The 22,777-nt window shown below is 47.6% G+C and carries 27 protein-coding genes; 19 read left to right on the top strand and 8 right to left on the bottom strand.

Features of this window, described 5'->3' with window-relative positions:
- The first annotated feature begins 12 nt into the window (after positions 1-12).
- The 7 genes from AC58UX_RS24015 (at position 13) to AC58UX_RS23985 (ending at position 5,806) form a co-directional block, all read left to right on the top strand.
- On the top strand, positions 13-990 hold the full coding sequence (locus tag AC58UX_RS24015) for a substrate-binding domain-containing protein (protein WP_497257410.1): 978 nt from the start codon (positions 13-15) through the stop codon (positions 988-990).
- 150 nt (positions 991-1,140) lie between these two features.
- On the top strand, positions 1,141-1,998 hold the full coding sequence (locus tag AC58UX_RS24010) for a hypothetical protein (RefSeq protein ID WP_497257408.1): 858 nt from the start codon (positions 1,141-1,143) through the stop codon (positions 1,996-1,998).
- Positions 1,995-2,384 carry a DUF3905 domain-containing protein gene (locus tag AC58UX_RS24005; protein WP_497257406.1) on the top strand — a complete coding sequence of 130 codons (390 nt, stop codon included), beginning with the start codon at positions 1,995-1,997 and terminating at the stop codon, positions 2,382-2,384. Before AC58UX_RS24010 ends, AC58UX_RS24005 begins: the two co-directional genes overlap by 4 nt.
- A 130-nt stretch (positions 2,385-2,514) precedes the next feature.
- Positions 2,515-2,952 carry a BrxA/BrxB family bacilliredoxin gene (locus tag AC58UX_RS24000; RefSeq protein WP_068665909.1) on the top strand — a complete coding sequence of 146 codons (438 nt, stop codon included), beginning with the start codon at positions 2,515-2,517 and terminating at the stop codon, positions 2,950-2,952.
- A 143-nt stretch (positions 2,953-3,095) separates the two neighbouring features.
- Positions 3,096-3,905 carry an NAD(+) synthase gene (gene nadE / locus AC58UX_RS23995; RefSeq protein ID WP_497257403.1) on the top strand — a complete coding sequence of 270 codons (810 nt, stop codon included), beginning with the start codon at positions 3,096-3,098 and terminating at the stop codon, positions 3,903-3,905.
- A 183-nt stretch (positions 3,906-4,088) separates the two neighbouring features.
- A complete protein-coding gene (locus AC58UX_RS23990) occupies positions 4,089-4,421 on the top strand; it encodes a BlaI/MecI/CopY family transcriptional regulator (RefSeq protein WP_497257894.1) in 333 nt (110 codons plus the stop codon).
- Complete coding sequence (locus AC58UX_RS23985) at positions 4,418-5,806, top strand: M56 family metallopeptidase (RefSeq protein ID WP_497257401.1); 1,389 nt, start codon at positions 4,418-4,420, stop codon at positions 5,804-5,806. Before AC58UX_RS23990 ends, AC58UX_RS23985 begins: the two co-directional genes overlap by 4 nt.
- A gap of 113 nt (positions 5,807-5,919) precedes the next feature.
- Here AC58UX_RS23985 and AC58UX_RS23980 read toward each other — a convergent pair whose 3' ends face one another.
- The gene (locus AC58UX_RS23980; protein ID WP_497257399.1) at positions 5,920-6,897 is read right to left on the bottom strand and encodes an aldo/keto reductase; all 978 of its coding nucleotides are present in this window, start codon (positions 6,895-6,897) and stop codon (positions 5,920-5,922) included.
- Positions 6,898-7,096: 199 nt separating this feature from the next.
- Here AC58UX_RS23980 and acpS point away from each other — a divergent pair, with 199 nt between their 5' ends.
- Positions 7,097-7,483 (top strand): holo-ACP synthase, encoded by a 387-nt coding sequence (gene acpS, locus AC58UX_RS23975; protein ID WP_497257892.1) that lies wholly within the window; start codon positions 7,097-7,099, stop codon positions 7,481-7,483.
- A gap of 266 nt (positions 7,484-7,749) precedes the next feature.
- Here acpS and AC58UX_RS23970 read toward each other — a convergent pair whose 3' ends face one another.
- Positions 7,750-8,334: a hypothetical protein gene (locus tag AC58UX_RS23970; protein ID WP_497257397.1), complete on the bottom strand. Its 585-nt coding sequence runs from the start codon at positions 8,332-8,334 to the stop codon at positions 7,750-7,752.
- Positions 8,335-8,437: 103 nt separating this feature from the next.
- Between AC58UX_RS23970 and mutY the strand changes: the two genes are divergently transcribed.
- Together mutY and AC58UX_RS23960 are read left to right on the top strand one after the other, a co-directional pair.
- The gene (gene mutY, locus AC58UX_RS23965; RefSeq protein ID WP_497257395.1) at positions 8,438-9,559 is read left to right on the top strand and encodes an A/G-specific adenine glycosylase; all 1,122 of its coding nucleotides are present in this window, start codon (positions 8,438-8,440) and stop codon (positions 9,557-9,559) included.
- Positions 9,560-9,770: 211 nt separating this feature from the next.
- Complete coding sequence (locus AC58UX_RS23960; RefSeq protein WP_497257393.1) at positions 9,771-10,118, top strand: DUF805 domain-containing protein; 348 nt, start codon at positions 9,771-9,773, stop codon at positions 10,116-10,118.
- 28 nt (positions 10,119-10,146) lie between these two features.
- Here AC58UX_RS23960 and AC58UX_RS23955 read toward each other — a convergent pair whose 3' ends face one another.
- Positions 10,147-10,827: a Crp/Fnr family transcriptional regulator gene (locus AC58UX_RS23955; protein WP_497257391.1), complete on the bottom strand. Its 681-nt coding sequence runs from the start codon at positions 10,825-10,827 to the stop codon at positions 10,147-10,149.
- 252 nt (positions 10,828-11,079) lie between these two features.
- Between AC58UX_RS23955 and AC58UX_RS23950 the strand changes: the two genes are divergently transcribed.
- Both AC58UX_RS23950 and AC58UX_RS23945 read left to right on the top strand, forming a co-directional pair.
- Positions 11,080-11,433: a DUF805 domain-containing protein gene (locus AC58UX_RS23950; RefSeq protein WP_497257389.1), complete on the top strand. Its 354-nt coding sequence runs from the start codon at positions 11,080-11,082 to the stop codon at positions 11,431-11,433.
- Positions 11,434-11,693: 260 nt separating this feature from the next.
- A complete protein-coding gene (locus AC58UX_RS23945) occupies positions 11,694-12,740 on the top strand; it encodes a hypothetical protein (RefSeq protein WP_497257387.1) in 1,047 nt (348 codons plus the stop codon).
- Positions 12,741-12,792: 52 nt separating this feature from the next.
- Here AC58UX_RS23945 and AC58UX_RS23940 read toward each other — a convergent pair whose 3' ends face one another.
- The 5 genes from AC58UX_RS23940 to AC58UX_RS23920 form a co-directional block, all read right to left on the bottom strand.
- Positions 12,793-13,404, bottom strand: a complete 612-nt coding sequence (locus AC58UX_RS23940; RefSeq protein WP_236288187.1) for a superoxide dismutase — start codon at positions 13,402-13,404, stop codon at positions 12,793-12,795.
- A gap of 96 nt (positions 13,405-13,500) precedes the next feature.
- On the bottom strand, positions 13,501-13,719 hold the full coding sequence (yfhS, locus tag AC58UX_RS23935) for a mother cell protein YfhS (RefSeq protein ID WP_497257385.1): 219 nt from the start codon (positions 13,717-13,719) through the stop codon (positions 13,501-13,503).
- Positions 13,720-13,789: 70 nt separating this feature from the next.
- Positions 13,790-14,917, bottom strand: coding sequence for a Ger(x)C family spore germination protein (locus AC58UX_RS23930; RefSeq protein WP_497257383.1), 1,128 nt, complete (start codon positions 14,915-14,917; stop codon positions 13,790-13,792).
- The gene (locus AC58UX_RS23925) at positions 14,914-16,014 is read right to left on the bottom strand and encodes a GerAB/ArcD/ProY family transporter (RefSeq protein WP_497257381.1); all 1,101 of its coding nucleotides are present in this window, start codon (positions 16,012-16,014) and stop codon (positions 14,914-14,916) included. The genes AC58UX_RS23930 and AC58UX_RS23925 overlap by 4 nt, the downstream gene beginning before the upstream one ends.
- Positions 16,011-17,567, bottom strand: coding sequence for a spore germination protein (locus AC58UX_RS23920; RefSeq protein ID WP_497257379.1), 1,557 nt, complete (start codon positions 17,565-17,567; stop codon positions 16,011-16,013). Before AC58UX_RS23920 ends, AC58UX_RS23925 begins: the two co-directional genes overlap by 4 nt.
- 308 nt (positions 17,568-17,875) lie before the next feature.
- On the opposite strand from AC58UX_RS23920, the gene AC58UX_RS23915 reads away from it, so the two are divergent.
- From AC58UX_RS23915 to AC58UX_RS23885, 7 genes are all read left to right on the top strand, one after another.
- Positions 17,876-18,307 (top strand): GNAT family N-acetyltransferase, encoded by a 432-nt coding sequence (locus AC58UX_RS23915; protein ID WP_497257377.1) that lies wholly within the window; start codon positions 17,876-17,878, stop codon positions 18,305-18,307.
- 170 nt (positions 18,308-18,477) lie between these two features.
- A complete protein-coding gene (locus AC58UX_RS23910) occupies positions 18,478-19,032 on the top strand; it encodes a DUF402 domain-containing protein (protein ID WP_497257375.1) in 555 nt (184 codons plus the stop codon).
- Complete coding sequence (gene lepB, locus AC58UX_RS23905) at positions 19,033-19,632, top strand: signal peptidase I (RefSeq protein ID WP_497257373.1); 600 nt, start codon at positions 19,033-19,035, stop codon at positions 19,630-19,632. It begins immediately after the preceding gene.
- 21 nt (positions 19,633-19,653) lie between these two features.
- Positions 19,654-20,835, top strand: coding sequence for a tRNA epoxyqueuosine(34) reductase QueG (gene queG, locus AC58UX_RS23900; RefSeq protein WP_497257371.1), 1,182 nt, complete (start codon positions 19,654-19,656; stop codon positions 20,833-20,835).
- 1 nt (position 20,836) lies between these two features.
- Positions 20,837-21,382 carry a methylated-DNA--[protein]-cysteine S-methyltransferase gene (locus AC58UX_RS23895; protein ID WP_497257369.1) on the top strand — a complete coding sequence of 182 codons (546 nt, stop codon included), beginning with the start codon at positions 20,837-20,839 and terminating at the stop codon, positions 21,380-21,382.
- Between the two features lie 33 nt (positions 21,383-21,415).
- Positions 21,416-22,447 carry an HD-GYP domain-containing protein gene (locus AC58UX_RS23890; RefSeq protein ID WP_497257367.1) on the top strand — a complete coding sequence of 344 codons (1,032 nt, stop codon included), beginning with the start codon at positions 21,416-21,418 and terminating at the stop codon, positions 22,445-22,447.
- 76 nt (positions 22,448-22,523) lie between these two features.
- Entirely contained in the window at positions 22,524-22,760 is a 237-nt protein-coding gene (locus tag AC58UX_RS23885; RefSeq protein WP_497257365.1) for a YneF family protein, read from the top strand.
- Positions 22,761-22,777 lie beyond the last annotated feature (17 nt).

The following is a 22,777-nucleotide window of genomic DNA, read 5'->3' as shown; positions in this document are numbered from 1 at the left end:
TGAGGTGTTCCATTGAAGATAAGAGTTGGCGCTGTCGTGATAACGCTAGCCGTGGGGATTATGCTCTTAGGGCTTCTAGTCGTCACTAAGAGCTTGAGTGAGAAGAATGAAGCAATCATTGTGATTCCTAAAACCCTTGATCCACATGTGGAATTTTGGCAGGTGCTGAATCAAGGAGTACTTGCAGCCTCGAAAGAGTACAATGCAGAGGTTAAAATCATGGGCACAGCATCGGAATCGCAAATCGATGAGCAGATTAAGATTGTAGAACAAGCTATAGCAGAGAAGCCGAAGGCGATCATTCTGGCCGCAACGGATTACAATCGCCTCGTCCCCGTAGCGCAGCGTGCGATCGATGCAGGCATTACGCTGATCACGGTAGATTCGGGCCTTGCGGGCGGCGTGTCAGAGAGCTTCATAGCGACGGATAATTACGCGGCAGGCCGCAAAGCCGTGGCAACGATGAAGGAGTATGTGCAGGGGGCAGCAACCTTTGCTATCGTTAGTTTTGTGAAAACCTCCAACACTCAGATGGATCGCGAGAATGGGGTAAGAGACAGCTTGAAGAGTGATGCTTCTGTTAAGCTGCTGGATACGATGTTTAGTAATGGCTCCGAGGATAAGGCGTATGAACTGACAAAAGAGCTGCTTAGGTCGCACTCTGATATCAGCGGCATATTTGGTTTGAATGAGCCATCCACCATGGGCGCGGCGCGTGCGCTGAAGGAGTTGGATCCCGATCGAGCGATTAAGCTTGTGGGCTTCGACAGTTCGATGAATGAAATCTCGTTTCTGGAGTCGGGGATTTTGCAGGGGACAGTTGTGCAGAAGCCTTTTAACATGGGCTATTTAGCTGTGAAAACAGCACTCCAAGCTCATCGTGGCGAATCAGTCAAACGCATCATGGATACCGGCTCTGAGGTGATCACTAAAGAGAATATGTACACCAACGAGAATCAGAAGCTGTTGTTCCCTTTTGTAGGGAAATAGAGGGCTCGCGCATTGGCATACAGTCAGTTCGAGATAATTAGACAAAGGCCTCAAGCCTTCGGCAAATTTCCCAGGAAATAGTGGGCATAATGTCGAAACTTAAGAGGGTTAATGAGTTGGAGGAGCAGGAAAAAGAGTTGGAGGTAACGTATGCCTGATGTGGTACAGCTAGGACCGCTGCAATTGCAGGGAAAGCTAGTCGCTCTGCTATTAGCATGTGTGTTCGGATTCTGGTTGATGCGGCGAGCTTTGCGAGCAGGAAAAGGAATAGATGATCTGCTGCTGAACAGCGCTTTGATCGTGTTTTTTACTTGGCGCTTGGGCAGTCTCCTGACGCAGCCATCGTTGCTTTGGGAAAGTCCGATGAAGCTGTTGCTTACAGCAGGCTCCAGTATGGAGATTATTTTAGGCGTCGTATTGGCCTATATTTATCTAACCTACCAAGTGCGCAAGCGGGGTATCGCTTGGCGGCTGTTGCTTGATATTGCCGCCATCGGTGCGGCATCCGCTGTGTTCTTGTATGAAGCGTTGACGCCTGCCTTCGGACTGCCGACCACCATGCCATGGGGCATTGGTGTGGAGGGCACAGTGTCGCGGTTTCATCCGCATCACGCGTATCTGGCCATGCTGCTCCTACCGTTAATCGTGTGGCAGCAGTTGTGCGCAGCTCGTTCGGTGGCGGAGCTTGGATCGAGTAAGTTGCTGAAATATACGCTGTTCTATGGCGGCGCAGCGGGGATGGTGGCCAGCTATTTTGCTGCTGCCGAGCCAACTGCCGTGTATCTCACCCCTTGGCAGTTAATGAATCTGCTCATGCTGATCATTGGAATGTTTCTTCCTATTTTGTCACATACTACGGGCAGAAGGGAGCTGATGGATATGAGTCAGAACGATTCCAAAACGCAAATCCAGCAAGAACAGCAAAATCAAGAACGAGCCAAAACACCCGCAAGTAAAGAGGGCTATGTTGATAAAAAACTGGACGGTCCCAACCGCCCATCCACATGAGTCAGGATCAGAAGAAGTCGACCACATCCAAGGACCAGAGCGAGCTCGATCCCTACGAAATCGAATTTCTGCCGCAGTTTGAGCAGGGACGCGGCCCGCGAGCGCCATTTGTGAACGAATATGGGGTCACCATCGGTGATCATGATTATGAATCCGACAATTCGCCGCTTGAGCAATGGACGTCGGACACGAACCCCGAGGTCATGGCGGGAGATCAGTGGGTTCATCCCTTCAAGGATGTTGGTTTCCAAAGTGCCGAGAATCGGGAGATTTTTGAAGAGGGCGTCGCGCCGCAAAGCGGGATTTTCACCCACGCGGATAAGAATGTGGCCTCTGTGACGGCGGAAGCTACGACCAGTAAAAAGAATGATGAAGCGGAAGCCTAACAGCTTTCGCTTTATTTCTATGTCACGGAGCTGGGACATTGGACTTTGCTTTCATCGTTAACGGATGTATAATATAAGTTGTAGTCATTACGTTTTAAGAGTAACTATTAAATCCTAAGGGGTGGCACATATGGCAATGTCTTTTGATTCATACATGAAAGATATGGTTAAACCGATGAGAGAAGATTTGACTCGTCTGGGTATTACGGAGCTTCTAACTCCGGAGCAAGTAGAGGAAGCAATTGAAAAATCCAAGGATGGCACGATGCTGCTTGTCGTGAACTCCGTGTGTGGCTGTGCCGCTGGTCAATGTCGTCCAGGCGTTGCAAAAGCTCTACAGAACGAAACAGTGCCAACTTACACATACACCGTGTTTGCTGGTCAAGAGAAGGATGCTACGGCTAAAGCGCGTGAATTCTTGGCGCCATACCCGCCATCATCCCCATCCATCGCTTTGTTCAAGAATGGTGAGCTAGCTCACTTCATTCAACGTCACCAAATCGAAGATCGTTCCGCGGATATGATCGCTGGCGATTTGATTGGTGCTTTTGAACAATATTGCAAATAATACGGCTTAGGCTGAAAGATTGGCTCGCTCTGCTTGATGCAGGGGGAGCTTTTTCTTTTGCTTTGAAATTTGAGAGCCGAAAGTCTATACTAGATTTCAAAGAAGGCATCATTCCAAAATTTAGATAAAAGGTGGAGAGTTGCATGAGCTTGCAAACAGAAATTATCGCAAAACTCGGCGTTAAACCGGAAATTGATATTGATGAAGAGATCCGTAAACGTGTGGATTTTCTGAAAAATTACGTGCTTGGCGCGCACGCGAACGGCCTGCTGATCGCGATCAGCGGCGGGATTGACAGCGCGGTGGCGGCAGGACTGTGTAAGCAAGCAACGGACGAGCTGACAGCGGAAAAAGGCAAAGAATACAAAACCGTCGGCGTGTTCCAGCCTTATGGCCAGCAAGTCGACATCGAAGATAGCTACGCGGTGGCAAAAGCGTTCGATTTGAAATATCAAATCGAGAACAACATCGAAGAGTCCGTCGACGAGATTGCCATCGAAGTGGAGTACGGACTCAAGCATATCGGCGTGCACCAGCACGTGAGCCGCGGCGGCAAAGGCAACATCAAGGCGCGTACACGCATGGTCATGCAGTATGCCTTGGCTTTTGAACTGGGCTTGATCGTCGTAGGCACGGATCATGCTTCTGAAGCAGTCACCGGCTTCTATACGAAGTACGGTGACGGTGCAGTTGACATTACGCCGCTGAGTACGCTGAATAAGCGCCAAGTGCGTTCGCTCGCTGCGAAGATCGGCGTGCCGCAAAGCGTACTAGACAAAGCCCCGACAGCCGGGCTTTGGGACGGACAAACCGACGAGGATGAGCTCGGTATCACCTACGGTGATAACAGCGACTACCTCGAAGGCAAGCAAATCGATCCGGCTATTCAAGAAAAGCTGGAGAAGCAGTACATAAAAACCGAGCACAAGCGTGTTCCGATTCCGGGTATTTAAGGGTTACGGTATAGAGGCCATCCATGTTAAACGTGGATGGCCTTTTTCATTTCACCAACGACTCAGCTTGACAATGCTGGATTACAACTGTAATATTCAAGTTGTATTACAGTTGTAATCCAGTTGAAAGGAGGAAACGATGTGAAGACGGTCCCACATATTACGGATGCTGAATGGGAAGTTATGAAGGTGCTCTGGAACGAATCACCACGCACGGCAAATGAAGTTATTGATGCTATGCAGGAGCGGACAGAGTGGAAACCCAAAACGATTCGAACTTTGTTGAACAGGTTAGCGCAGAAGCAGGCGATATCGTTTACGCAAGAGAACAGAGTGTATGCATATTTCCCTTTGGTCTCTGAGGGTGAGTGTGTAAAGTCGGAGACGCAATCTTTTCTGAAAAGGATTTATGGCGGGGCTTTTAAGCCGATGCTCGTTAATTTTTTGAAAGAGGAGCAGTTGTCGGAGGAAGACATCAAGGAGTTAAGAGATATGCTAGATGGTAAAACCAAATGAGTAAACTTCTTATAGGTTTTTTTGATTGGATCATATCGGTATCGATCATGGCAACTATGACAGTTGTATTCATCATGGTGATTCAGCGTATCCTGCATAAACGGATAAAACCTAGATGGCACTATCTCATGTGGTTATTGGTGCTCGTAAGACTGCTCCTGCCGTGGCATCTGGAGAGCCATTTCAGCATTTATAATTGGATATCATACCCGGAAAGTATTCATCAAATCGATTCAGCTGCGGTGATCGGCATGCATGAAGAATTTGCAGCAGGCAGCGGCGCAGCGGAAAATCTCTTGTACAAGTATGCTATGTATGTATGGCTGCTTGGCATTGTCCTATTTGCGATATATACGTTCGTGATCAACCATAAATTTTTGCAGCAAATAACGAAAGAAACGCGACCGATAACAGACATCGGCATCATGCAGTTGTTCGCTCAATGCCAACAGTTAATGTCGATACATAAACCTGTTACGTTAGTGGTATCTGACAAATTGTCGATGCCGACGTTATTTGGCTTAAGGAAGCCCTGGTTAGTTATACCGCAGACGGTTCTTAACAGTTTAAACAAGGAACAATTGCGGCATGTTTTCCTACATGAATTGGCCCATTGTAAACGAAATGATATTGGCGTCAATTGGCTGATGCAATGTCTGTTGATCATTCACTGGTTTAACCCTGTACTTTGGTACGCTCATCAACGCATGCGTGAGGATCAAGAGATTGCAAGCGACGCATTAGCTCTTTCTTATATAGAGCCAGCAAGGAGAGAGGAGTACGGATATACTCTTATTCAATTATTGGAAAGCTATGTCCGTCCCGTAAGTGTGCCAGGCAATGTTCATTTATCTGGAAACAAGTCACAGTTAAAGAGGAGAATTATGATGATAAAACAGTTTCAATTTAATTCGTACCGCTGGTCGTTCCTTGGTCTGGCTGCCGTTCTTATCATTAGTGGTTGTTCGTTAACGAATGCAAGTGTCGATAAGAAATCAGCATCTGAATCGAATCCGCCAATAGTTGATCAGAAGACAACGGATACAAGCTCGATAGCAACGGGGACGGATAAGGATACCTCAGTAGCAACCGTAGGTGAGACTAAGGCTGCCGATGTTGTGACATCAACCACTCCGACAGTAGAGTCAAATCCAACACTAGCACCAGCGCCTGCCCAAGCAACGGAGAGGTCAAGAACAGCCCCTGCAGCTGTCCCAGCAGTGGAGAGGTCAAGAACAGCGCCTGTAGCTGCACCAGCAGTTGAGGGGTCAAGATCAGCACCTGCAGCCGCCCAAGCAGTGGAGAGATCAAGAACAGCCCCTGCAGCTGTCCCAGTAGTGGAGAGGTCAAGAACAGCGCCAACAGCTGCACCAGCAAGAAATTAAGCCCCGTTGAACGATATCGGGATCTGCGTGAAGTGATCAGCTGAACGTGAAAGAGGCCGTCCTGAAGTAGATTCTTCTACTTCGGACGGCCTTTTGTGCGTGGGCACGCAGGGTTATGGCATGCGTACGCCGCGGGAGCTTTCGAGCAGCGTGTACCACTCTTCACGCGTCATGGTATCCGCGATGCGAACCGCGTCCTCGCACGCCACGATACGCTGTGCGGAGGACGTGCCAATGACCGGCTGAATGCGCGCCGGATGCTTCATGAGCCAGCCGAGCACGATGGCTTCTGGCGTTGTTTCCTTCTCAGAAGCCAGCTTCTGAACGAGCGCAGCTGTTTTCTTGACGGTTTCAGGCGCATCAGAGGTATCGATGCCAGAGAACTTACCTTTGGCGAGAGGACCCCAAGCCTGAATTTGAACGTCGTTCATTTGGCAATATTCAAGGATACCATCAGCGAAATTAACGCCAGCTCCTACCTTCTGATTGACAAGAATGCCTTGCTCAATCCAGTCCACGCGTGCCAAGCTCATTTCCAATTGGTTCACGACAAGCGGCTCAGGCAAGGAATTTTGAATAAAGCGCATTTGCGCAGAAGTCATGTTGGACACACCGAAGTGGCGAACCTTACCCGCAGAGCGCAGTGTATTAAAAGCTTCCGCGATTTCTTCAGGCTCCATGAGCGGGTCTGGACGATGCAGCAGCAAAATATCAATGTGCTCAACGCCAAGGCGGCCTAGAATGCCATCGACGGAGCTTAGGATGTGACTTTTGCTAAAATCAAAACGCTGTGGATACTGCTCATCTTGAAAACGAATCCCGCATTTCGATTGCAAAATGATTTGGTCGCGCAAATCAGGCCTATTCTTAAGAACCTGACCGAATACGGTCTCGGAGTTCCCTCTTTTATAAATGTCAGCATGATCGAACATGGTAATACCAATCGATAATGCGGCTTCTACAGCTTTTTCAGCGGTGATGTAATCTTCCTTGGTTAATGCATTTCCAGCCCAATCTCCGCCTAATCCCATACATCCGAAAACAATTCGACTGTTCGAAATTCCGCGTCTTTCCAGTGGCATGATTTTCACTATGATGGCCTCCTACCTATAATTTCTATGCCTAGTATAACGCTTGCGGCGGGATGACATAAGAGCTGAAAATAGTGTTACTTACTTACCTGGACGTAACCAAGGGGCCTTGCGTAGGGTATCTCGCTTGACCTTAGCGGAGGAATCGGTTAAATTGTACGCAAAGCGTATCGTTAGCAGAAATGAGGCTAGTTTAGCGATGATCATCGGGATCGGAACGGATTTAATTGAAATTGAGCGAATAGGCAAAATGCTAGAGGGATCGTCAGGCGATCGATTTCTGGAGCGGATTTTGACGCCGGCGGAGCGGGAGTTAGCGCAGAAGCGTCGCGGACGGCTCGCGGAGTTTGTTGCCGGACGTTTTGCTGCGAAAGAAGCAATCGTGAAAGCGATCGGTTGCGGTATCGGCAAGCAGATTGGTTTTCAAGATGTCGAAGTGCTGCCGGACCCACTTGGGAAACCGCACTGTCACGTGAACGCGGAGGCTCTACTGCGCGCAGGCGTGCAAAGCAGTCACCGCATCCACATCAGCATTACGCACACAGCGTCCTTGGCTGCGGCTTATGCGATTGTTGAGCAGCTGTGAGTGTCGTTTTTTACAACTGCCGGCCGCCAAATAACTGGATTTTCTGCATCTAAATAGGCGGGATTTTGGAGTATAAAGCAAATAGATGGATTTTCTGCCGTTAATTTCAGCCGATTGAGCCCAATTGGCTATTTTCGGCGAAAATAGATGCAGAAAATCCATCTAATCGTTGAAAAACATGGATTTGCTCAAAATTAACTGGAGGTTTTCCAGTTAGTCGGGTTCGTGTTTGGGTTCGTGCTCATGCTCATGCTCGTGCCCCGAGTCTACCGCGCCCAAACCCGCAGCATATACCCGCTCACGAGCAGGCTGATGCCGCCCATTCCCTCGAGAATCACATCCGAATACCCCAAATACCACACGCCCATCACAGCGGTGAGCGCAAAAAGCCACAATCCCACATAAATCAAGGATCTGCCGAGCAGCAGCCCGACTTGAACGAACCCGATGGCGAGCAGGAACGCTCGCAGTATCGGAGCAAACAGCGTACTCACAGCGCCGATCGCCTCTAATAAAGCAACGGCAGCAATCAGCATGGCCCCTGGCAGCACTAGAAATATCGGATGCCCCCATCCGCTGCGTTCGGAATCATCGTTTGCTTTTTCCCCGGAACCCAAGGATTTACGCATTCCCCAAATTTGAATCAAGCTAGCTACCACAGCTGTAACGAAGGCTGCTTGCTTTAGCCAATCTAAATCCCTCCAGTATAAAGCAAAATCAATCACTGCACTAAATACCCACTCGGCGCCCCAAATAAATAATAGCGGGATCAGGCCATGCGCTTCGCGCAGCCAATCTTTTCTTTTATTTTCCAAGTGTAGTTGTTGGTTTTGCGTTGTTTTGTTTTGCATACATTCACCTCTAGTTTTATGTTCCGCACTTCTCGTATAATGGTACCATGTCCATTCATTCATCCATTATAACTTGAACACGGCCTATAGAGAAGGAGAGCCCATGTACAGCGAAGAGCAGAAATTGTATTTTTCCAAGAATCTCTTGGATTGGTACCAGACACATAAACGTGATTTACCTTGGCGAAGAAGTAAAAACCCTTATTATATATGGATTTCAGAGGTTATGCTGCAGCAGACGCGTGTGGATACGGTGATTCCGTATTTCCATCGATTCGTGGAACAATTTCCAACGGTAGAGGCATTAGCAACGGCACCAGAGGAAAATGTGCTAAAAGCATGGGAGGGACTCGGCTACTACTCGCGAGCAAGGAATTTGCAAACAGCAGTCAGAGAAGTGCACGAACGCTACGATGGCGTTGTACCTGCGAATAAAGAGGAAGTCTCCGCGCTCAAAGGTGTCGGTCCTTATACCTCAGGCGCCATCCTGAGTATCGCCTACAACAAGCCAGAGCCGGCTGTGGACGGCAATGTGATGCGTGTGCTTTCGCGCTATTTTCTGATCGAAGAAGATATTATGAAGCCATCGACCCGGACAGTCATGGAAAAGCTGGCTCGTGAGCTCATCTTAGAGGGAACCGCCAGTGATTTCAACCAAGCGCTCATGGAGCTGGGGGCGATGGTGTGTACGCCGAGATCACCGCATTGCTTAACATGTCCCGTGATGGCACACTGTTCGGCGCGAGAAGCTGGCATGGAAGAGGCGCTGCCGATTAAAAAGAAAGCCAAACCGCCCCGCCCAGAGCTGCGGGCTGTGGCGCTCATCGAGGGCACTGGCGAGCATGCAGGCAAATGGTTGATCCGTCAGCGCCCGCAAGAGGGGCTGCTTGCTCGCATGTGGGAATTGCCACATGTCGAGTGGGCGACTGCTGCCTGGCAGTCCGATGAGGACAACCAGGCAGCACTTCGCGAGGCGCTCGCCGAGCAAGAGCAAATTGGTATCCAGCCCGAGGAGTGGTTCATGGATACTGAGCATATTTTCAGCCATATTGTCTGGAAAATGAAAGTATACCGCGCTAAACTCGGGGACGCGAACCGTCCGAGTACCGGGGATGAATGGATTCCGTTCCATTATCGCTGGGTAGGACCAGAGGATCTTCAGAACTACGCGTTTCCGAACGTTTTTGTACGGATCATGAAAGAATATTGTTCCACGGAGCTTTAAGCATAGCCTAAGGCTCTTTTTTTTGAGATAAGAATTTATACTGCCGTTCGAGCATCGACCGTACGCTAGCGCACAAGGACCTGAGGTATAGCCTCAGGTTTTTCTTATCCATTGAAAGAAAATGGCATGGGACTCCTCACGAAGGAATATCAATGGGGGAGAAGTGTGAGTGGATAGCGTTGTTCATACAAATCAAAGGAGATGATTGTATTTGGAATGGTATCTGAAGGTGTTATCCAATTACGTAGGGTTTCAGGGTAGAGCAAGACGGAAGGAATATTGGATGTTCTTCCTATTCAATCTCATTATCTCCATCGGATTAGGGATCGTTGAAGGCATTATTGGAACGGGAGGGTTTTTGGCAGGTATTTATTCCTTAGCCATTTTATTACCATCGCTGGCTGTTGCATTTCGTAGACTGCATGACACAGGAAAAAGTGGCTGGTGGTTGCTAATCGGTCTTATTCCATTGATTGGTTCGCTTATTTTGCTCGTGTTTTTCTGTATAGAAGGCGATTCCAACGATAATCAATATGGGCCAAACCCTAAGAACTCGTAATTGCCCAAAGAAAAAAGAGGAGATAAGGCTACTTAATTTCAGCCTGTATCGCCTCGATATTTCTGATCGTGATTAACTTTTTGTCTATATAAATCAGCTGGTCATCCAACAATTCCTGCAGCACCTTCGTGACAGACTCACGCACGGTGCCCACTAAGTTAGCGAGCTGTTGATGAGTCAATTTGACATCGATGAGAAGTCCCTGAGGCGTCGAGATTCCGTGCTGCTCGGACATGCGAATGATCGTTTTAATAATACGAGAGCGCACCCCTAAGAACGTCAAATCGTAGATTTGATCGTTGGCAAGGCGAAGTCGCTGCATAGTCGTTTCCAGGAGCTTTAGGCATAGCCTAGGGCTCTTTTCCATGAAAGCCGTAAATGAGGTGCGGTTGAGCACATAAAGGGTGCAGGAATCCATCGTCTCAGCCGTTGCCGAACGAGTCATTCCACTGCTGAGCAGTGACATTTCCCCGAAAAAATCCCCATCTCGGAATAAGGCTAGCGTTACCTCTTTGGCCTCGTCCAGACGATAGATTTTGACAACGCCGGATTGGATCAAGTACAGCTCCTCGCCGATATCGCCTTCTTTAAAAAGAATCGTCCCCTTCTTGACTTTCATGACGGTAAATAAAGGGGCAACCCCGGTCAGATCTTCTTCCGAAAGCTCTTGAAACAAGGGGACATGTTGAAGTAATGATACGATGGTCAAGGGCTAGTCAACTCTTTCCGATTGTAGATTTATTTACCATTATCGTACAACTTCGTTGTATCGGCGTAAAGAGTACTGGGAAAGAACGGATTTTTTAAGTTTTAAGTGACAGAAATTCGCAAATAATTTGTGAATTCTTTGTGAAAATCGAATTTTCGACAGCAAAATTCGACAGTTTTCCGAGATGTTATTCCTATACAATATTCGAGAATATGGTTTGTTCATTGATCACACTATAAGGAGTCGTTGCAAATGGATTGGTATTTTAAGGTGTTATCAAATTATGTGGGGTTCTCAGGAAGAGCAAGACGAAAAGAATATTGGATGTATTACTTGTTTAATTCTATCATTTCTATTGGGATTGCTATGATTGATGCCATTATCGGATTGAATAGCATCTTAAGTGCTCTTTATATAATAGGTATTATATTACCTTCTTTGGCTGTTTACGTTCGCAGATTGCATGATACAGGAAGATCCGGGTGGTGGTTGTTAATCGGATTTATTCCCTTAATTGGTTCTATCATTCTGCTCGTGTTCACCTGCCAAGATAGCCAAGACAATGAGAATAAATATGGACCCAATCCTAAAGGGCTATCTTATTAAAATGCGTAAATAAATGTAGAAAGCGACCCGAGAGGGTCGCTTTTTTACGTTAGATCAGGTAGTACGCATGCTCCCAAGTACAACGCATACGATTCGGCGTAAAGCAGAATTCGTACCTGAATGAGGAGCGTTATAAGTGTTTTTATGCAGAATTTGGAAAGTATTGTCGAAGGATAGACATATGGAGACGGTAGATTGTCCAAACAGACCTAAGACTTCAGGCATATAATGCACCATACTTTACAGGAGGTGTTCTTCGTTTGAAGTACAGGCTAAGTGATAATTTGAAAAGTAGTAAAACAGCTCGAATTAGCTCGTGTCCAGAGAAGAAAGTGACGCGGAAAAGACGCTGCAAACCAGATTCGAAATGTGTAGTAAAAGTAAATATTGATAATGGTGCAACAGGACCTCAAGGTCCTCAAGGTCCACAGGGCGCGACAGGCCCACAGGGAGCTACAGGAGCCACAGGGGCTAAAGGTGTCACAGGTGCTACAGGGTCTCAGGGATCTAAAGGTGATCCAGGGCCAACTGGAGCGCGCGGAAGGGACGGGCATACTGGTGCTACAGGACCGGCCGGAGTTGCCGGAGCAACAGGTGTAACAGGAGCGAACGGAGTTGCCGGAGCAACAGGTGTAACAGGAGCAACGGGTGTAACAGGAGCGAACGGAGTTGCCGGAGCAACGGGTGTAACGGGAGCGAACGGAGTCGCCGGAGCAACGGGTGTAACAGGAGCGACCGGAGTTGCCGGAGCAACGGGTGTAACAGGAGCGACCGGAGTTGCCGGAGCAACGGGTGTAACAGGAGCGACCGGAGTTGCCGGAGTCACAGGAGCAACAGGAGCGACAGGTGTAACAGGGGCAACGGGAACATTTTCGCCAGCGTATGGCCAAATTTACAATAATACACCGCGTAAGATAGACCCTGGAGATAAAATTATTTTTAATAATAATGGTGTCCTAGTCGGTATGACACATGTACTCAACTCTACAGACCTCGTTGTTACGACGGCAGGTGATTATGATGTCATTTATGAAGTTCTGACGCGGACCTATGGGATTGATACTTCCCTTGCAAGCGCCTATGCCATTTATGTAAATGGCATGATTCAACCTCAATCCAGATACGGTATTCATGTAGGTGAAGGTTTAAGTATGGATCGGTTAATGACTGGTTCAGCTATTATTACGATACCAGCGGGCGGCATTGTGACACTCATCAATATCGGGGTCACCGCTGACATTATTCCAGATACGGATGATGGGGTCAGTGTAATTAATGCCTCGATTCGGTTGATTAAATTGAATTAACGTTGTAAACGAAAAAAGCGACCCCTTAGGGGTCGCTCCACTCAAATCCTTATTACTTCGCTGCGTCGTAACGTTTGCCAACTTCGTTCCAGTTAACAACGTTCCAGAAAGCTGCGATGTAGTCAGGGCGTTTGTTTTGGTAGTTCAGGTAGTACGCGTGCTCCCAAACATCAAGACCAAGAACCGGCGTTTCGCCTTCCATGATCGGGCTGTCTTGGTTAGGCAAGCTGTACACTTTCAATTTACCAGCTTTGTCAACAGCTAGGAAAGCCCAGCCAGAGCCAAAACGTGTAGTTGCTGCAGCAGCGAAATCTGCTTTGAATTTATCAAAACCGCCAAGCTCGCTATCGATTGCAGCTGCTAGTGCGCCTGTAGGTGCGCCGCCAGCTTCTGGTCCGATTGTTTCCCAGAATAGGGAGTGGTTAGCGTGACCGCCACCATTGTTGCGAACCGCTGTGCGGATATCTTCAGGAAGGCTGTTAAGGTCAGCGATCAGGTCGTTAAGGGATTTGTCATGAAGAGCTGGATGTTTGTCCAAAGCTGCGTTCAAGTTTGTTACATAAGCGTTATGGTGACGATCGTGGTGGATTTCCATTGTTTTTGCATCGATGTGTGGCTCAAGAGCGTCGTTTGCGTACGGAAGAGCTGGTAGTTGATGTGCCATTGAATAAATACCTCCCAAAAATTATGTAGTTTCACTCTCATTATGAAGGAACACAGCTAATAAAGCAACATTTGTGTTTACTAAGTCTGAGTCCAATCAGATGCCGCGACGCTCCATTTCTCGTGTGATTTGGTTGTGCATGGCGGTATCCTGTTCATGAAGATAGGGAGATAGGTCGCTCATCGTCCGATGGAGCTGGAGCAATTCAATTTCAGTCCATTCTTCGGGCTTTTTGGTGCTCAGAAACTGAAAATCAGGAATTTCCCGGGGATACTCATGCGCCGTAAGTTCATGGTCTAGTTCTTGATCTGACATAGGTTTCACCTCTTTCTGATCGAAATATCCTCCTATAAGATGATGTTTTTTCATGTATCTCATACATACTTTATTTGACTTCGCCCATATTCTTTATTTTCGTCTTCACGCGAATCGTCACTTCGGCTTCCGAGAAAGCGTGTCCCCAATCATTTTGTACCTTCTCCCAAGCCTTGAACTGATAGCCTCGCGCATAGAGACCTAGACCGATGGGATCAATTTCATGCTTCTGCATAGTGGCAACCAGAGCGTTCAATTTCGCTTCCAGCTGCCGATTGATTTCGTCTTCAAGTCGAGGCGCTTCATACCTCACATCAATATTGAAATATTTTTCAGTCAAATGAATCGGGATTGAGAGCTGGATGTCAAAATGAAATTTATTTTGCTCAAACGTGACTTTAATGTCCCTTTTCACTCGTAAGGCGAAGAAGCTGATCGCTCCTGTATCAAAAATGGAGTCGCCTTTCTCCTCTGGAATCACGACAGTTAAAGTGAGCGATCCGTGCTTCTCATTTTGCAGCATTTGTAGTAGTTGATTCTCAGAGTGGTTGATGGTGTACGCATACTTCCCTGTTTTATTCAGCAGCAGCGTGCCTGTGGCATTAACATCACCATCCTCTTTGCGCATGTTGGTTAAGTAAGGCGTAATCCCTTTCTCGTACATTTGCCGATGGAGGTCAAAAAGTGTTGTAATTTGCACCAAGCTCCGCATATGAGCGGTATCCACCAGCTTTGCAATATGCATGGCCAATCTCCGTTTATCTTTTGGTGCAAATCGAATTATTTCTTCCACAGAGCCTTCGACGGCGATGATTCGAGCTGTTTCAGACGTCCTGGGATCACGATAGAAGGTATCCAGTAGCTTATACCAGTCATCATGGGCTAGGATGCGTCTGCTGATGAGCACATTTTGGACTTTCCCTGAACTGATCAGGGCTGATACACGACCCTCTAATTCATTCCGTGCATCTTTTAAAGTGATGGATTTGACTTCCACCACTTCATTTTTCTCTTTGGCTTCCTTGTTAAAAACGGGACTTGATGCATAAATGACCAGGTTATTATCTTTATCTAAATCAAGACCCACCATAAGAACAAGTGTGATATTTTCTAACGGCAGCCGGTCTTTGCAACTAGACATGGCAATCAGGAACGAGAATAGCAGGAAAAAAACAAGACTTATACGCTTCGGCTTCATGGTGAAATTCTCCGTGAGACTCGGCGCATGCCGGCTACAATAGCCCATAACAGCGGTGGCAAGACAAAAGCAATTCCGATTCCGCAATTTTGAACAAAGTCTCTTAATTGCATACTATTATTCCAGCTTGGCTTCCAAAGCCATGTCACGCCAACCATAGCGGTCAGGATAAGTAGGATATGCAGTGGAGGCTGTCCTTTAACCCCAAGCTTCTGTGAACAAATAACAGCCGAATATAGCAAGGGAATCCAGGATCTCATGATAATAAGTAAGTAGAAGGATAGACTCAAAATATCAAATCGTTCCAGAAAGCGAAACTCAATGATTTTGAATAACGATACGAGCGTATTGTTAAAATGTGTGATTTCGTCCGGGCTGAAATTGACATAAGCAAGTATCGTTACCAACAAATAAATGAAGAACGATAGTGAATTAGCAATAATGATGCCTATGGATGCCTTATTTTTTTTCTCTAAGTACGGGTATAGAAAAAACGCAATCTCAAACCCAATATAGGCTAAGATTGTGGATCTTACCGTTTGAAAAATCGGGACCCAACCCTGTTTCAAGATGGGAAGCAGATGAATCCAGTGCGCATTTTTAAATAAATAAACAGAAGTTAGAATCAATCCCGCAGAAAGGAATAAGAGAATCTCGGCATATCGGCCAATGATGCGAAATCCTCCTTTAGTGATTATATAAGCGGGTAGAAGAAACAGCAGCATGAGGATAGGAATGCTAGTTTGCTGCATAATCCAATTCTGTAAGATAAGTGCCATGCGATGATAGACTAAAAAGATGAAAATTAGGAAGTAGCCGGCAAACACCACCGAGCCGACCTTCCCAACCCACTTTCCAAAGTAGTGGCTCAGCAAGTCGATGATCGTGCCATCGGGGTGTCTTTTCATGATCTGGATGATGATTAGGCTGCTTGCCATAGAGGCAAGCCATCCGATAATTACAGCAATCCACCCATCCGTACCGCAGCCTTTAGCAAGTTCGCCAGGTAAAGGGAGCAGACCAACGCCCATCTGAGCGCTATGAATGATCATTATATATTGGAGCAGCGTAATCTGTTCAGCTTTACCTGGCATCATGATGAATTATCTCCTTTCTGTTTTGTTTCGCCATATCGACGCTTTTGAAGGGAGCGAACGCTTTTGGGTCGGTGTACCATCTTCTTGAGCGGCAGGCGGATGAAGACGTCTTTCCAATCGGCCATTCGAAGCGGTGCAATAGGAGCACTATACGGTTCTCCGAGTGATTTTAAGCTGATGAGATGAGCTAAGATGACCATAGCGCCTGCCACCATCCCGATGATGCCGTACATGGAAGCGATCGTCATCATGGGAAAACGGATTAACCGCACGGAAGCCGCCATGTCATAATTGGGGAGGATGAAGGAGGCAACCGCCGTGGAGGCGACGACAACGACCATAAGATTGCTAACGATCCCGGCTTGAACCGCAGCTTGTCCAATAACAATCCCTCCAACAATCCCCACGGTTTGTCCAACTGGCGCTGGTAGACGAACCCCCGCCTCCCTTAGCATTTCGAGCATAATCTCCATAATGAGCGCCTCTATAAAAGGAGGAAAGGGGACAGCGGATCGAAACTCGCCGATCGACAATATCAAATCCAAGGGAATGAGTTCATGGTTATAGGATACGCAGGCAATGTAAAAAGCCGGAAGAAACGCTGCGATGATACAAGCGAAGAAACGAAGCAATCGAAAGAACGTAGCAACCGGCCAGCGCGTGCTGTAATCATCAATACCTTGGAAAAAGGCGGCTAAGCCTACTGGAGCAATTAATACACTGGAGGAACGGTCCACAACGACGCAATATCTCCCTTGAAGCAGTTGGGATGCGGCGGTATCAGGTCGTTCCGTCGTAATCATTTGAGGGAATAGGGAGAATTGATTATCTTCAATAAACTCCGCGAGCTCCCCAGTATTCAGAATACAGTCGATTTGCAAGCTTGAGATACGACGCTCTAATTCCAAGCGTATTTCTGGAAGCGCAACATCTTCTAAATATAAAATGGAGACTTTGCTCTTGGCCCTGTTCCCGACATAGATTTCTTTAATCTTGAGCTCACGGCTGGCGATGTAGCGTCGAATTAAGGCAATATTTTGACTACCTGTTTCGACAAAGCCTTGATGAGCGCCCTTCAGTGAGGCTTCAATCTGTGAATCCGAAATTGCTCGCTGTGGCCAGCCTTGTGTTTCTAGGGAAAAAGCATGGGCTTGTCCATCGATGAAAAGAACGCTGTAGCCTTCCAAGATGGCTGTCTCAATCGCTCCCCAAGAAATGAGGTTGTAGAGCTCTCCTAATGCGACTGGCAGCTCGTCCTTGTCATCGTTGGTTGTGTGAAACATGAGCTCATGCAGGACATTATTGTTAATGGAGTTTTTATCTACAAGCCCATCGAGATAAGACAATGCTGCCGGGACACCTAATTTTTTATAAATAAATGTGCGTACGATCAAATCAGGCGTGTCGCTGAAAATCGTTTTAAGTTGATCTATATTCTCCGTTAGGCTTGCTGTCATTTCGACGATTTCGGGCGATGGAAACTCCTGCGGATGCTCAGAACTCTCTTCGAGCATGCGATTTGCGGCTTTAAATAAACGGCGGATCAGTTCCATGTTTAACCATCCCATAAATTCTCAATTTCACTTTACTGTTCTTTCATTGTTCCTTGACCCGTGGCATTTTATGCGTCTTGAAGGCTAATGCAGATCGCGTAGAAGGGGAGGTCTAACGAACTAAGAATAATAAGTAATCTATAATGAAAACGCTTGCATTTAAGCGCTTTCAAGAGGAAAAACGAAAAAAACAAAGTTTTTTGTGAATTTCGCCACAATTTCAGCAGGATTTCGCGTTTTTTTGTCGTATTTACTAATTTACCAGAAAATTAATCTCTACAAATTAATAGGAATTGGGAGAGAACCGTATGCATGTTCGTTCATTTCAGCTAGGTGATACCTCTTCGGTTAAGGAACTTCTAGAAGACGTTCTGTCGGAAACCTGCTATGAGGAGACGATTGAAGCTTTCGCACGTCAGCTTTCTTGGGACACGGAGCTTGTTTTAATCGCTCAAGAAGAAGAGCAAGTCGTAGGCATGATTATCGGCACGATTGATAATAACAATGGCTACTTCTATAGGATCGCAGTCGCAACAGCATATCAACGCAAGGGTATTGGCAAAGCTTTGATCGAGGCAATGAAGCAGCGGTTTCTCGGGCGGAACGTGAAGAAAATTATGGTAACGGTAGATGTTCATAATGAAATGGTGCTGCCTGTATATGAGTCCGCTGGTTACAGCACAAGTGACTTTTCCAGAGCTGCTCATCGGTTAAGTATTGTAAAGAAAGTAAGCGTGTAGTCTCTGGCCTGGCACAATTGAGAAATAAATAGGTTTGGCTAATAGGAAGCATATCTGTGCCACCATTGCAATTGGGGGTCAGATATGCTTTTCTTTAAATATAGGAAATTTGTGATGGGCCTTTGGGTGGAGTTAGTTGGAAGGCAGCAATTTATAGAGGAGCTTTGAACATGGACAATTTCACGCCGTATGTGATAAAAAGCTTCAAACACGACGGGCATCTACATCGCATGTGGCTGACCAATTGGCGGGTTCCTCCGAGTATGCTCCACGAAGAGCATCAGAAACAGGGCATGCTGGTGTTTATTAATAGTCAGACTAAAATTCAAGAAGCGGATGGCAAGGAGTGGGTTAGCCGCATTCCAGGGGTTTCTTTTTTTATTCCGAAAATGTGGTTTAACATCGTGGCACTCATGGAGGAGACTGGGGTGCGCTATTACTGTAATGTAGCCTCTCCTATGTATGTCAATCAGCAGGTATTAACCTATATCGACTATGATCTGGATGTCATTCGGCTGCCGGATCGGACTGTACATATTGTGGATCAAGATGAATACGAGCGGCATAAGCTGGGCTACCATTACTCGGACCTTGTGGAGACGAAGGTGAAGGAAGGGCTTGCAGCGCTGCTGGCGTTAGTGAATGGGGATAAGCCGCCTTTTCAAGATGACATGGTGATCTACTATTACGAGCAATGGGAAAAATATAAGAGCGGAGGCGGTTAAGTGAGTTTCTTTGTAGGTCGCGAAGATACCAATAAGGCTGTTTCTGCGCAAGGGCGTGTTCAAGATTCGAAAAGCTTCACGCAGGAGCTGTGGGATTGGACGAAATCCATTCTCGTAGCTCTTCTTGTTGTTATTATGGTTCATCAATTTGGCTTCAACCTATCCACCGTTCGCGGTCACTCGATGGACCCGACCCTCGGGGAGGGGGAGTGGTTGTTCGTCAATAAAGCGATTACCTATTTGAAGTCGCCGCAGCGCGGTGAAATCGTCATTCTCAAGGAGCCTGAGAAGCTTGCACTGCCTCAGCACCCTTTACTAGTCAAAAGGGTCATCGCCATCGCAGGGGATGAAGTGCAGAGCCGAGAAGGGGCTCTCTATGTGAATGGCGATAAAGTCACGGAGCCATATGCGGATACGTTTATCGAGGATGGGGATTTCGGGCCGACGGTGGTCGGACAGGGACAAATCTTCGTAATGGGCGATAATCGCCATCGAGCGGCAAGTGCAGACAGTCGAATGTTCGGGGTTATACCATCGAGTCTCGTCCAAGGACGGGCAGAATTTGTGCTATGGCCAATGGACAGTGTTGGCAAGCTATAAGTAGAAAGTGAGGTGAGTGGGTTGGCGGTTTCCAACACAGAGAGAACAGATTGGCGTAAGCTGCAACAAGAGATCGTGGAAGCCGCGCCTGCTCTCGGTATTGATAAGATCGGCTTCACCTCTGCGGAGCCGTTCTATGAACTGAAAGACATCCTTCTCCGCCACAGGGAGAAGGGCTTCGAATCCGGCTTCGAGGAGCCGGACATCGAGAAGCGGGTACACCCCGAGCTGAGCTTCGACGCGCCGCGCTCGATCATTTCCATCGCGGTCGCGTACCCGTCGAAGCTGCCGAACCCGCCCCGATCCGAGCCGGGGGCTTATCGGGGCATGATTTCGCGCTCCTCGTGGGGGAGCGACTACCACGACGTGCTTCGCGACAGGCTCGCGAAGCTGGAAGCGTTCATCGCCGAGCGCGTGCCGGAGGCGAGGCTGCAGAGCATGGTCGACACCGGTGCCCTGGTCGACAGGGCCGTTGCCGAACGTGCCGGTATCGGCTGGAGCGGCAAAAACTGCGCCGTCATCACCCCCGAATGGGGATCGTGGGTATATTTGGGCGAAATCATCACAAACATCCCATTCGCATCCGATATAGGTATTATGGACCAATGCGGAGACTGCACGATTTGCATCGATGCTTGTCCAACAGGGGCACTAGTCGGCCCAGGGCAGCTGAATTCAAGCCGCTGCATCTCGTTCATCACACAGACCAAGGGGTATGTGGATGACGAGTTCAAACGCAAAATCGGCAACCGACTCTACGGCTGTGACACGTGCCAGGTCGTCTGTCCGAAGAACAAGGGGATGAATTGGACGCATCATCCCGAGCTTACGCCTGACCCTGAGAAGGTCAAGCCGCTGCTTATTCCCTTGCTCACGATGTCGAACAAGGACTTCAAAGAGCAGTACGGTCGCATCGCTGCATCCTGGCGCGGCAAAAAGCCCATCCAGCGCAACGCGATCATCGCGCTCGGCAATTTCAAGGACCGCACCGCGGTGCCGGTCCTGACAGACCTGTTGCGGAGCGATCCTCGCCCAGAGATCCGGGCAACCGCAGCGTGGGCTCTAGGGCGGATCGGCGGCGAGGAAGCTGGCCGCACGCTAGAACAAGCTGCTGCGGCTGAGCAAGAGCCGCAAGTTCAAGAGGACATCAAGAAGGCCATCGCTGCACAGAGCAGTCAAGAGGTGGCCGAGCAGGAGGAATAAGATGAAACAGCCCCAGGAGAAAGTCTTACTTGCCTATACCGAAATCGATTCTCCTATCGGTCCCCTTGTCCTCATCGCATCTCCAAAAGGATTATGCAAGGTGGAGTTTGGGGCGTTTGAACAGAACCGCGAGCAGCGTGAACAGTGGGCAAGACGTTGGTACGGCGAGTATGAGCTTGCCGAGCAGGCTGAGCGACTACAACCCCTTGTGGAGCAGTTAACGCAGTATTTTAAGAGAGAACGTGAAAGCTTTGAAGGAGAACTGGATCTCCAAGGGACTGAATTCCAGAAACAAGTATGGCAAGCCCTGCAAACGATCCCTTATGGAGAGACGGCGTCATATAAACACATTGCTGAAGCAATTGGTTCCCCCAAGGCTGTAAGAGCTGTTGGCGGTGCGAACAATCAGAATCCCATTCCGGTCATCATCCCGTGTCATCGCATCATCGGAGCAAACGGCGATCTTGTAGGTTATGGAGGAGGCCTTCCGACCAAAGTGCATTTATTGGATTTAGAGCAACGAACGTTACTAACGTTATTAACGTAGAAGTTAAACATTACAACATGTGGAGTGAATCCTATGAAATATGTGCATTTGGATTCTGTGGAGCCTGGTCAATATCTGGGTCGTACCATTTATTCCAGCAACGGGGCTATTTTGCTTTCAGAGAATGTGCAGCTAACTGTATTTATGATTAATACATTGAATCGCATTGGCGTGACGATGATTTATATTAAGGACCCAAATCTGGAGGATGTGGAGATTCCAGAAATTCTTTCAGATGAAACGAAGCGACTCGTTATGACGCAGATGGGCCAGACGTTTGCTTCTATTCAGTCGGGGAAAGATTTCAATTCGCGCAACGTCAGCATGACGATCAATACGCTGCTCGATGAGATTATGAAAAATCGCGACCTCCTTGTGCAGCTGAGTGATATCCGGACGCAGGATAATGCCATGTATATCCATGCCATGAACGTCTGTATGATGTCTGTGCTCATCGGGATGAATATGGGAATGAATGCGATCCAATTAAAGGATCTGGCCATGGGCGCGCTTCTGCATGATATCGGCAAAGTGGAACTGCTCACAGACGATGAGTCGGAGGATCCGCGGCGACATCATACGTGGCGCGGGTTTGAGCTTTTGAAGAGTAAGCGTGAGTTCAATCTACTCATTGCGCATGTTGCATTCCAGCATCATGAGGCGCTGAATGGTGAAGGCGTTCCGAGAGGGATCACGGGCGAAGATATTCATCTCTATGCTAAAATAACAGCCGTCGCCAACATGTACGATAACTTGCTGTTTGATATGTCTGCGGGCCGCCGCAAGCTGCCGCATGAGGCCTGTGAATATATGCTGGCGCTGGCGGAAACGAAGCTGGATCGGGATGTGCTGATACAATTTATGAAAATTGTATCCATCTATCCGACGGGCACCTCGGTTAAGCTGACGAATCGGGAGACTGGTGTTGTTGTGGGCCAGCACAGAGGGCTTCCAACGCGGCCGATTATTCGGATTGTGAAGCAGGATACGACCGATAAAGCGCTTGAGATCAAAGAGATCGATTTGGCTAAAGAAACGACGGTATTTATCGATCAGGTGCTTTAATTTGTAAACCTTGGAACACTAATGATATGATAGAACAAGCATTCTATTCTACTAAGTACAAGCAGGGGGCATTGTTATGTGGAGTTATTTGATTCCGATTCTCACATTGATTGTTGGTTTGGTTGGCGGTTTCTTTATTGGTGTATTCTATTTGAAAAGACAGCTTGAATCCATGCAGAATAACCCGGAAATGCTAGCTAAAATGGCTAAGCAAATGGGTTACAACATGAATAAGCAGCAGTTGAATAAAGCACAACAAATGATGAAGAACCAAAACTTTAGCCAAAACTTGAACCAAAAGCGGCGGAAATAAGACATAGGTTGGAGTGG

Source organism: Paenibacillus sp. J22P90, assembly GCF_059692195.1.
The sequence above is the reverse complement of the archived record's forward strand: the minus strand, read 5'-3'. Positions and strand labels throughout refer to the sequence as shown.

Bases quoted from the DNA above. Each gene is read 5' to 3' on its own strand.
- AC58UX_RS24010 (WP_497257408.1), top strand. From the start codon at position 1,141: ATGCCTGATGTGGTACAGCTAGGACCGCTGCAATTGCAGGGAAAGCTA.
- AC58UX_RS24005 (WP_497257406.1), top strand. From the start codon at position 1,995: ATGAGTCAGGATCAGAAGAAGTCGACCACATCCAAGGACCAGAGCGAG.
- AC58UX_RS24000 (WP_068665909.1), top strand. From the start codon at position 2,515: ATGGCAATGTCTTTTGATTCATACATGAAAGATATGGTTAAACCGATG.
- nadE (WP_497257403.1), top strand. From the start codon at position 3,096: ATGAGCTTGCAAACAGAAATTATCGCAAAACTCGGCGTTAAACCGGAA.
- AC58UX_RS23990 (WP_497257894.1), top strand. From the start codon at position 4,089: ATGAAGGTGCTCTGGAACGAATCACCACGCACGGCAAATGAAGTTATT.
- AC58UX_RS23985 (WP_497257401.1), top strand. From the start codon at position 4,418: ATGAGTAAACTTCTTATAGGTTTTTTTGATTGGATCATATCGGTATCG.
- acpS (WP_497257892.1), top strand. From the start codon at position 7,097: ATGATCATCGGGATCGGAACGGATTTAATTGAAATTGAGCGAATAGGC.
- AC58UX_RS23970 (WP_497257397.1), bottom strand. From the start codon at position 8,334: ATGCAAAACAAAACAACGCAAAACCAACAACTACACTTGGAAAATAAA.
- mutY (WP_497257395.1), top strand. From the start codon at position 8,438: ATGTACAGCGAAGAGCAGAAATTGTATTTTTCCAAGAATCTCTTGGAT.
- AC58UX_RS23950 (WP_497257389.1), top strand. From the start codon at position 11,080: ATGGATTGGTATTTTAAGGTGTTATCAAATTATGTGGGGTTCTCAGGA.
- AC58UX_RS23940 (WP_236288187.1), bottom strand. From the start codon at position 13,404: ATGGCACATCAACTACCAGCTCTTCCGTACGCAAACGACGCTCTTGAG.
- yfhS (WP_497257385.1), bottom strand. From the start codon at position 13,719: ATGTCAGATCAAGAACTAGACCATGAACTTACGGCGCATGAGTATCCC.
- AC58UX_RS23930 (WP_497257383.1), bottom strand. From the start codon at position 14,917: ATGAAGCCGAAGCGTATAAGTCTTGTTTTTTTCCTGCTATTCTCGTTC.
- AC58UX_RS23925 (WP_497257381.1), bottom strand. From the start codon at position 16,014: ATGATGCCAGGTAAAGCTGAACAGATTACGCTGCTCCAATATATAATG.
- AC58UX_RS23920 (WP_497257379.1), bottom strand. From the start codon at position 17,567: ATGGAACTGATCCGCCGTTTATTTAAAGCCGCAAATCGCATGCTCGAA.
- AC58UX_RS23915 (WP_497257377.1), top strand. From the start codon at position 17,876: ATGCATGTTCGTTCATTTCAGCTAGGTGATACCTCTTCGGTTAAGGAA.
- AC58UX_RS23910 (WP_497257375.1), top strand. From the start codon at position 18,478: ATGGACAATTTCACGCCGTATGTGATAAAAAGCTTCAAACACGACGGG.
- AC58UX_RS23895 (WP_497257369.1), top strand. From the start codon at position 20,837: ATGAAACAGCCCCAGGAGAAAGTCTTACTTGCCTATACCGAAATCGAT.
- AC58UX_RS23890 (WP_497257367.1), top strand. From the start codon at position 21,416: ATGAAATATGTGCATTTGGATTCTGTGGAGCCTGGTCAATATCTGGGT.
- AC58UX_RS23885 (WP_497257365.1), top strand. From the start codon at position 22,524: ATGTGGAGTTATTTGATTCCGATTCTCACATTGATTGTTGGTTTGGTT.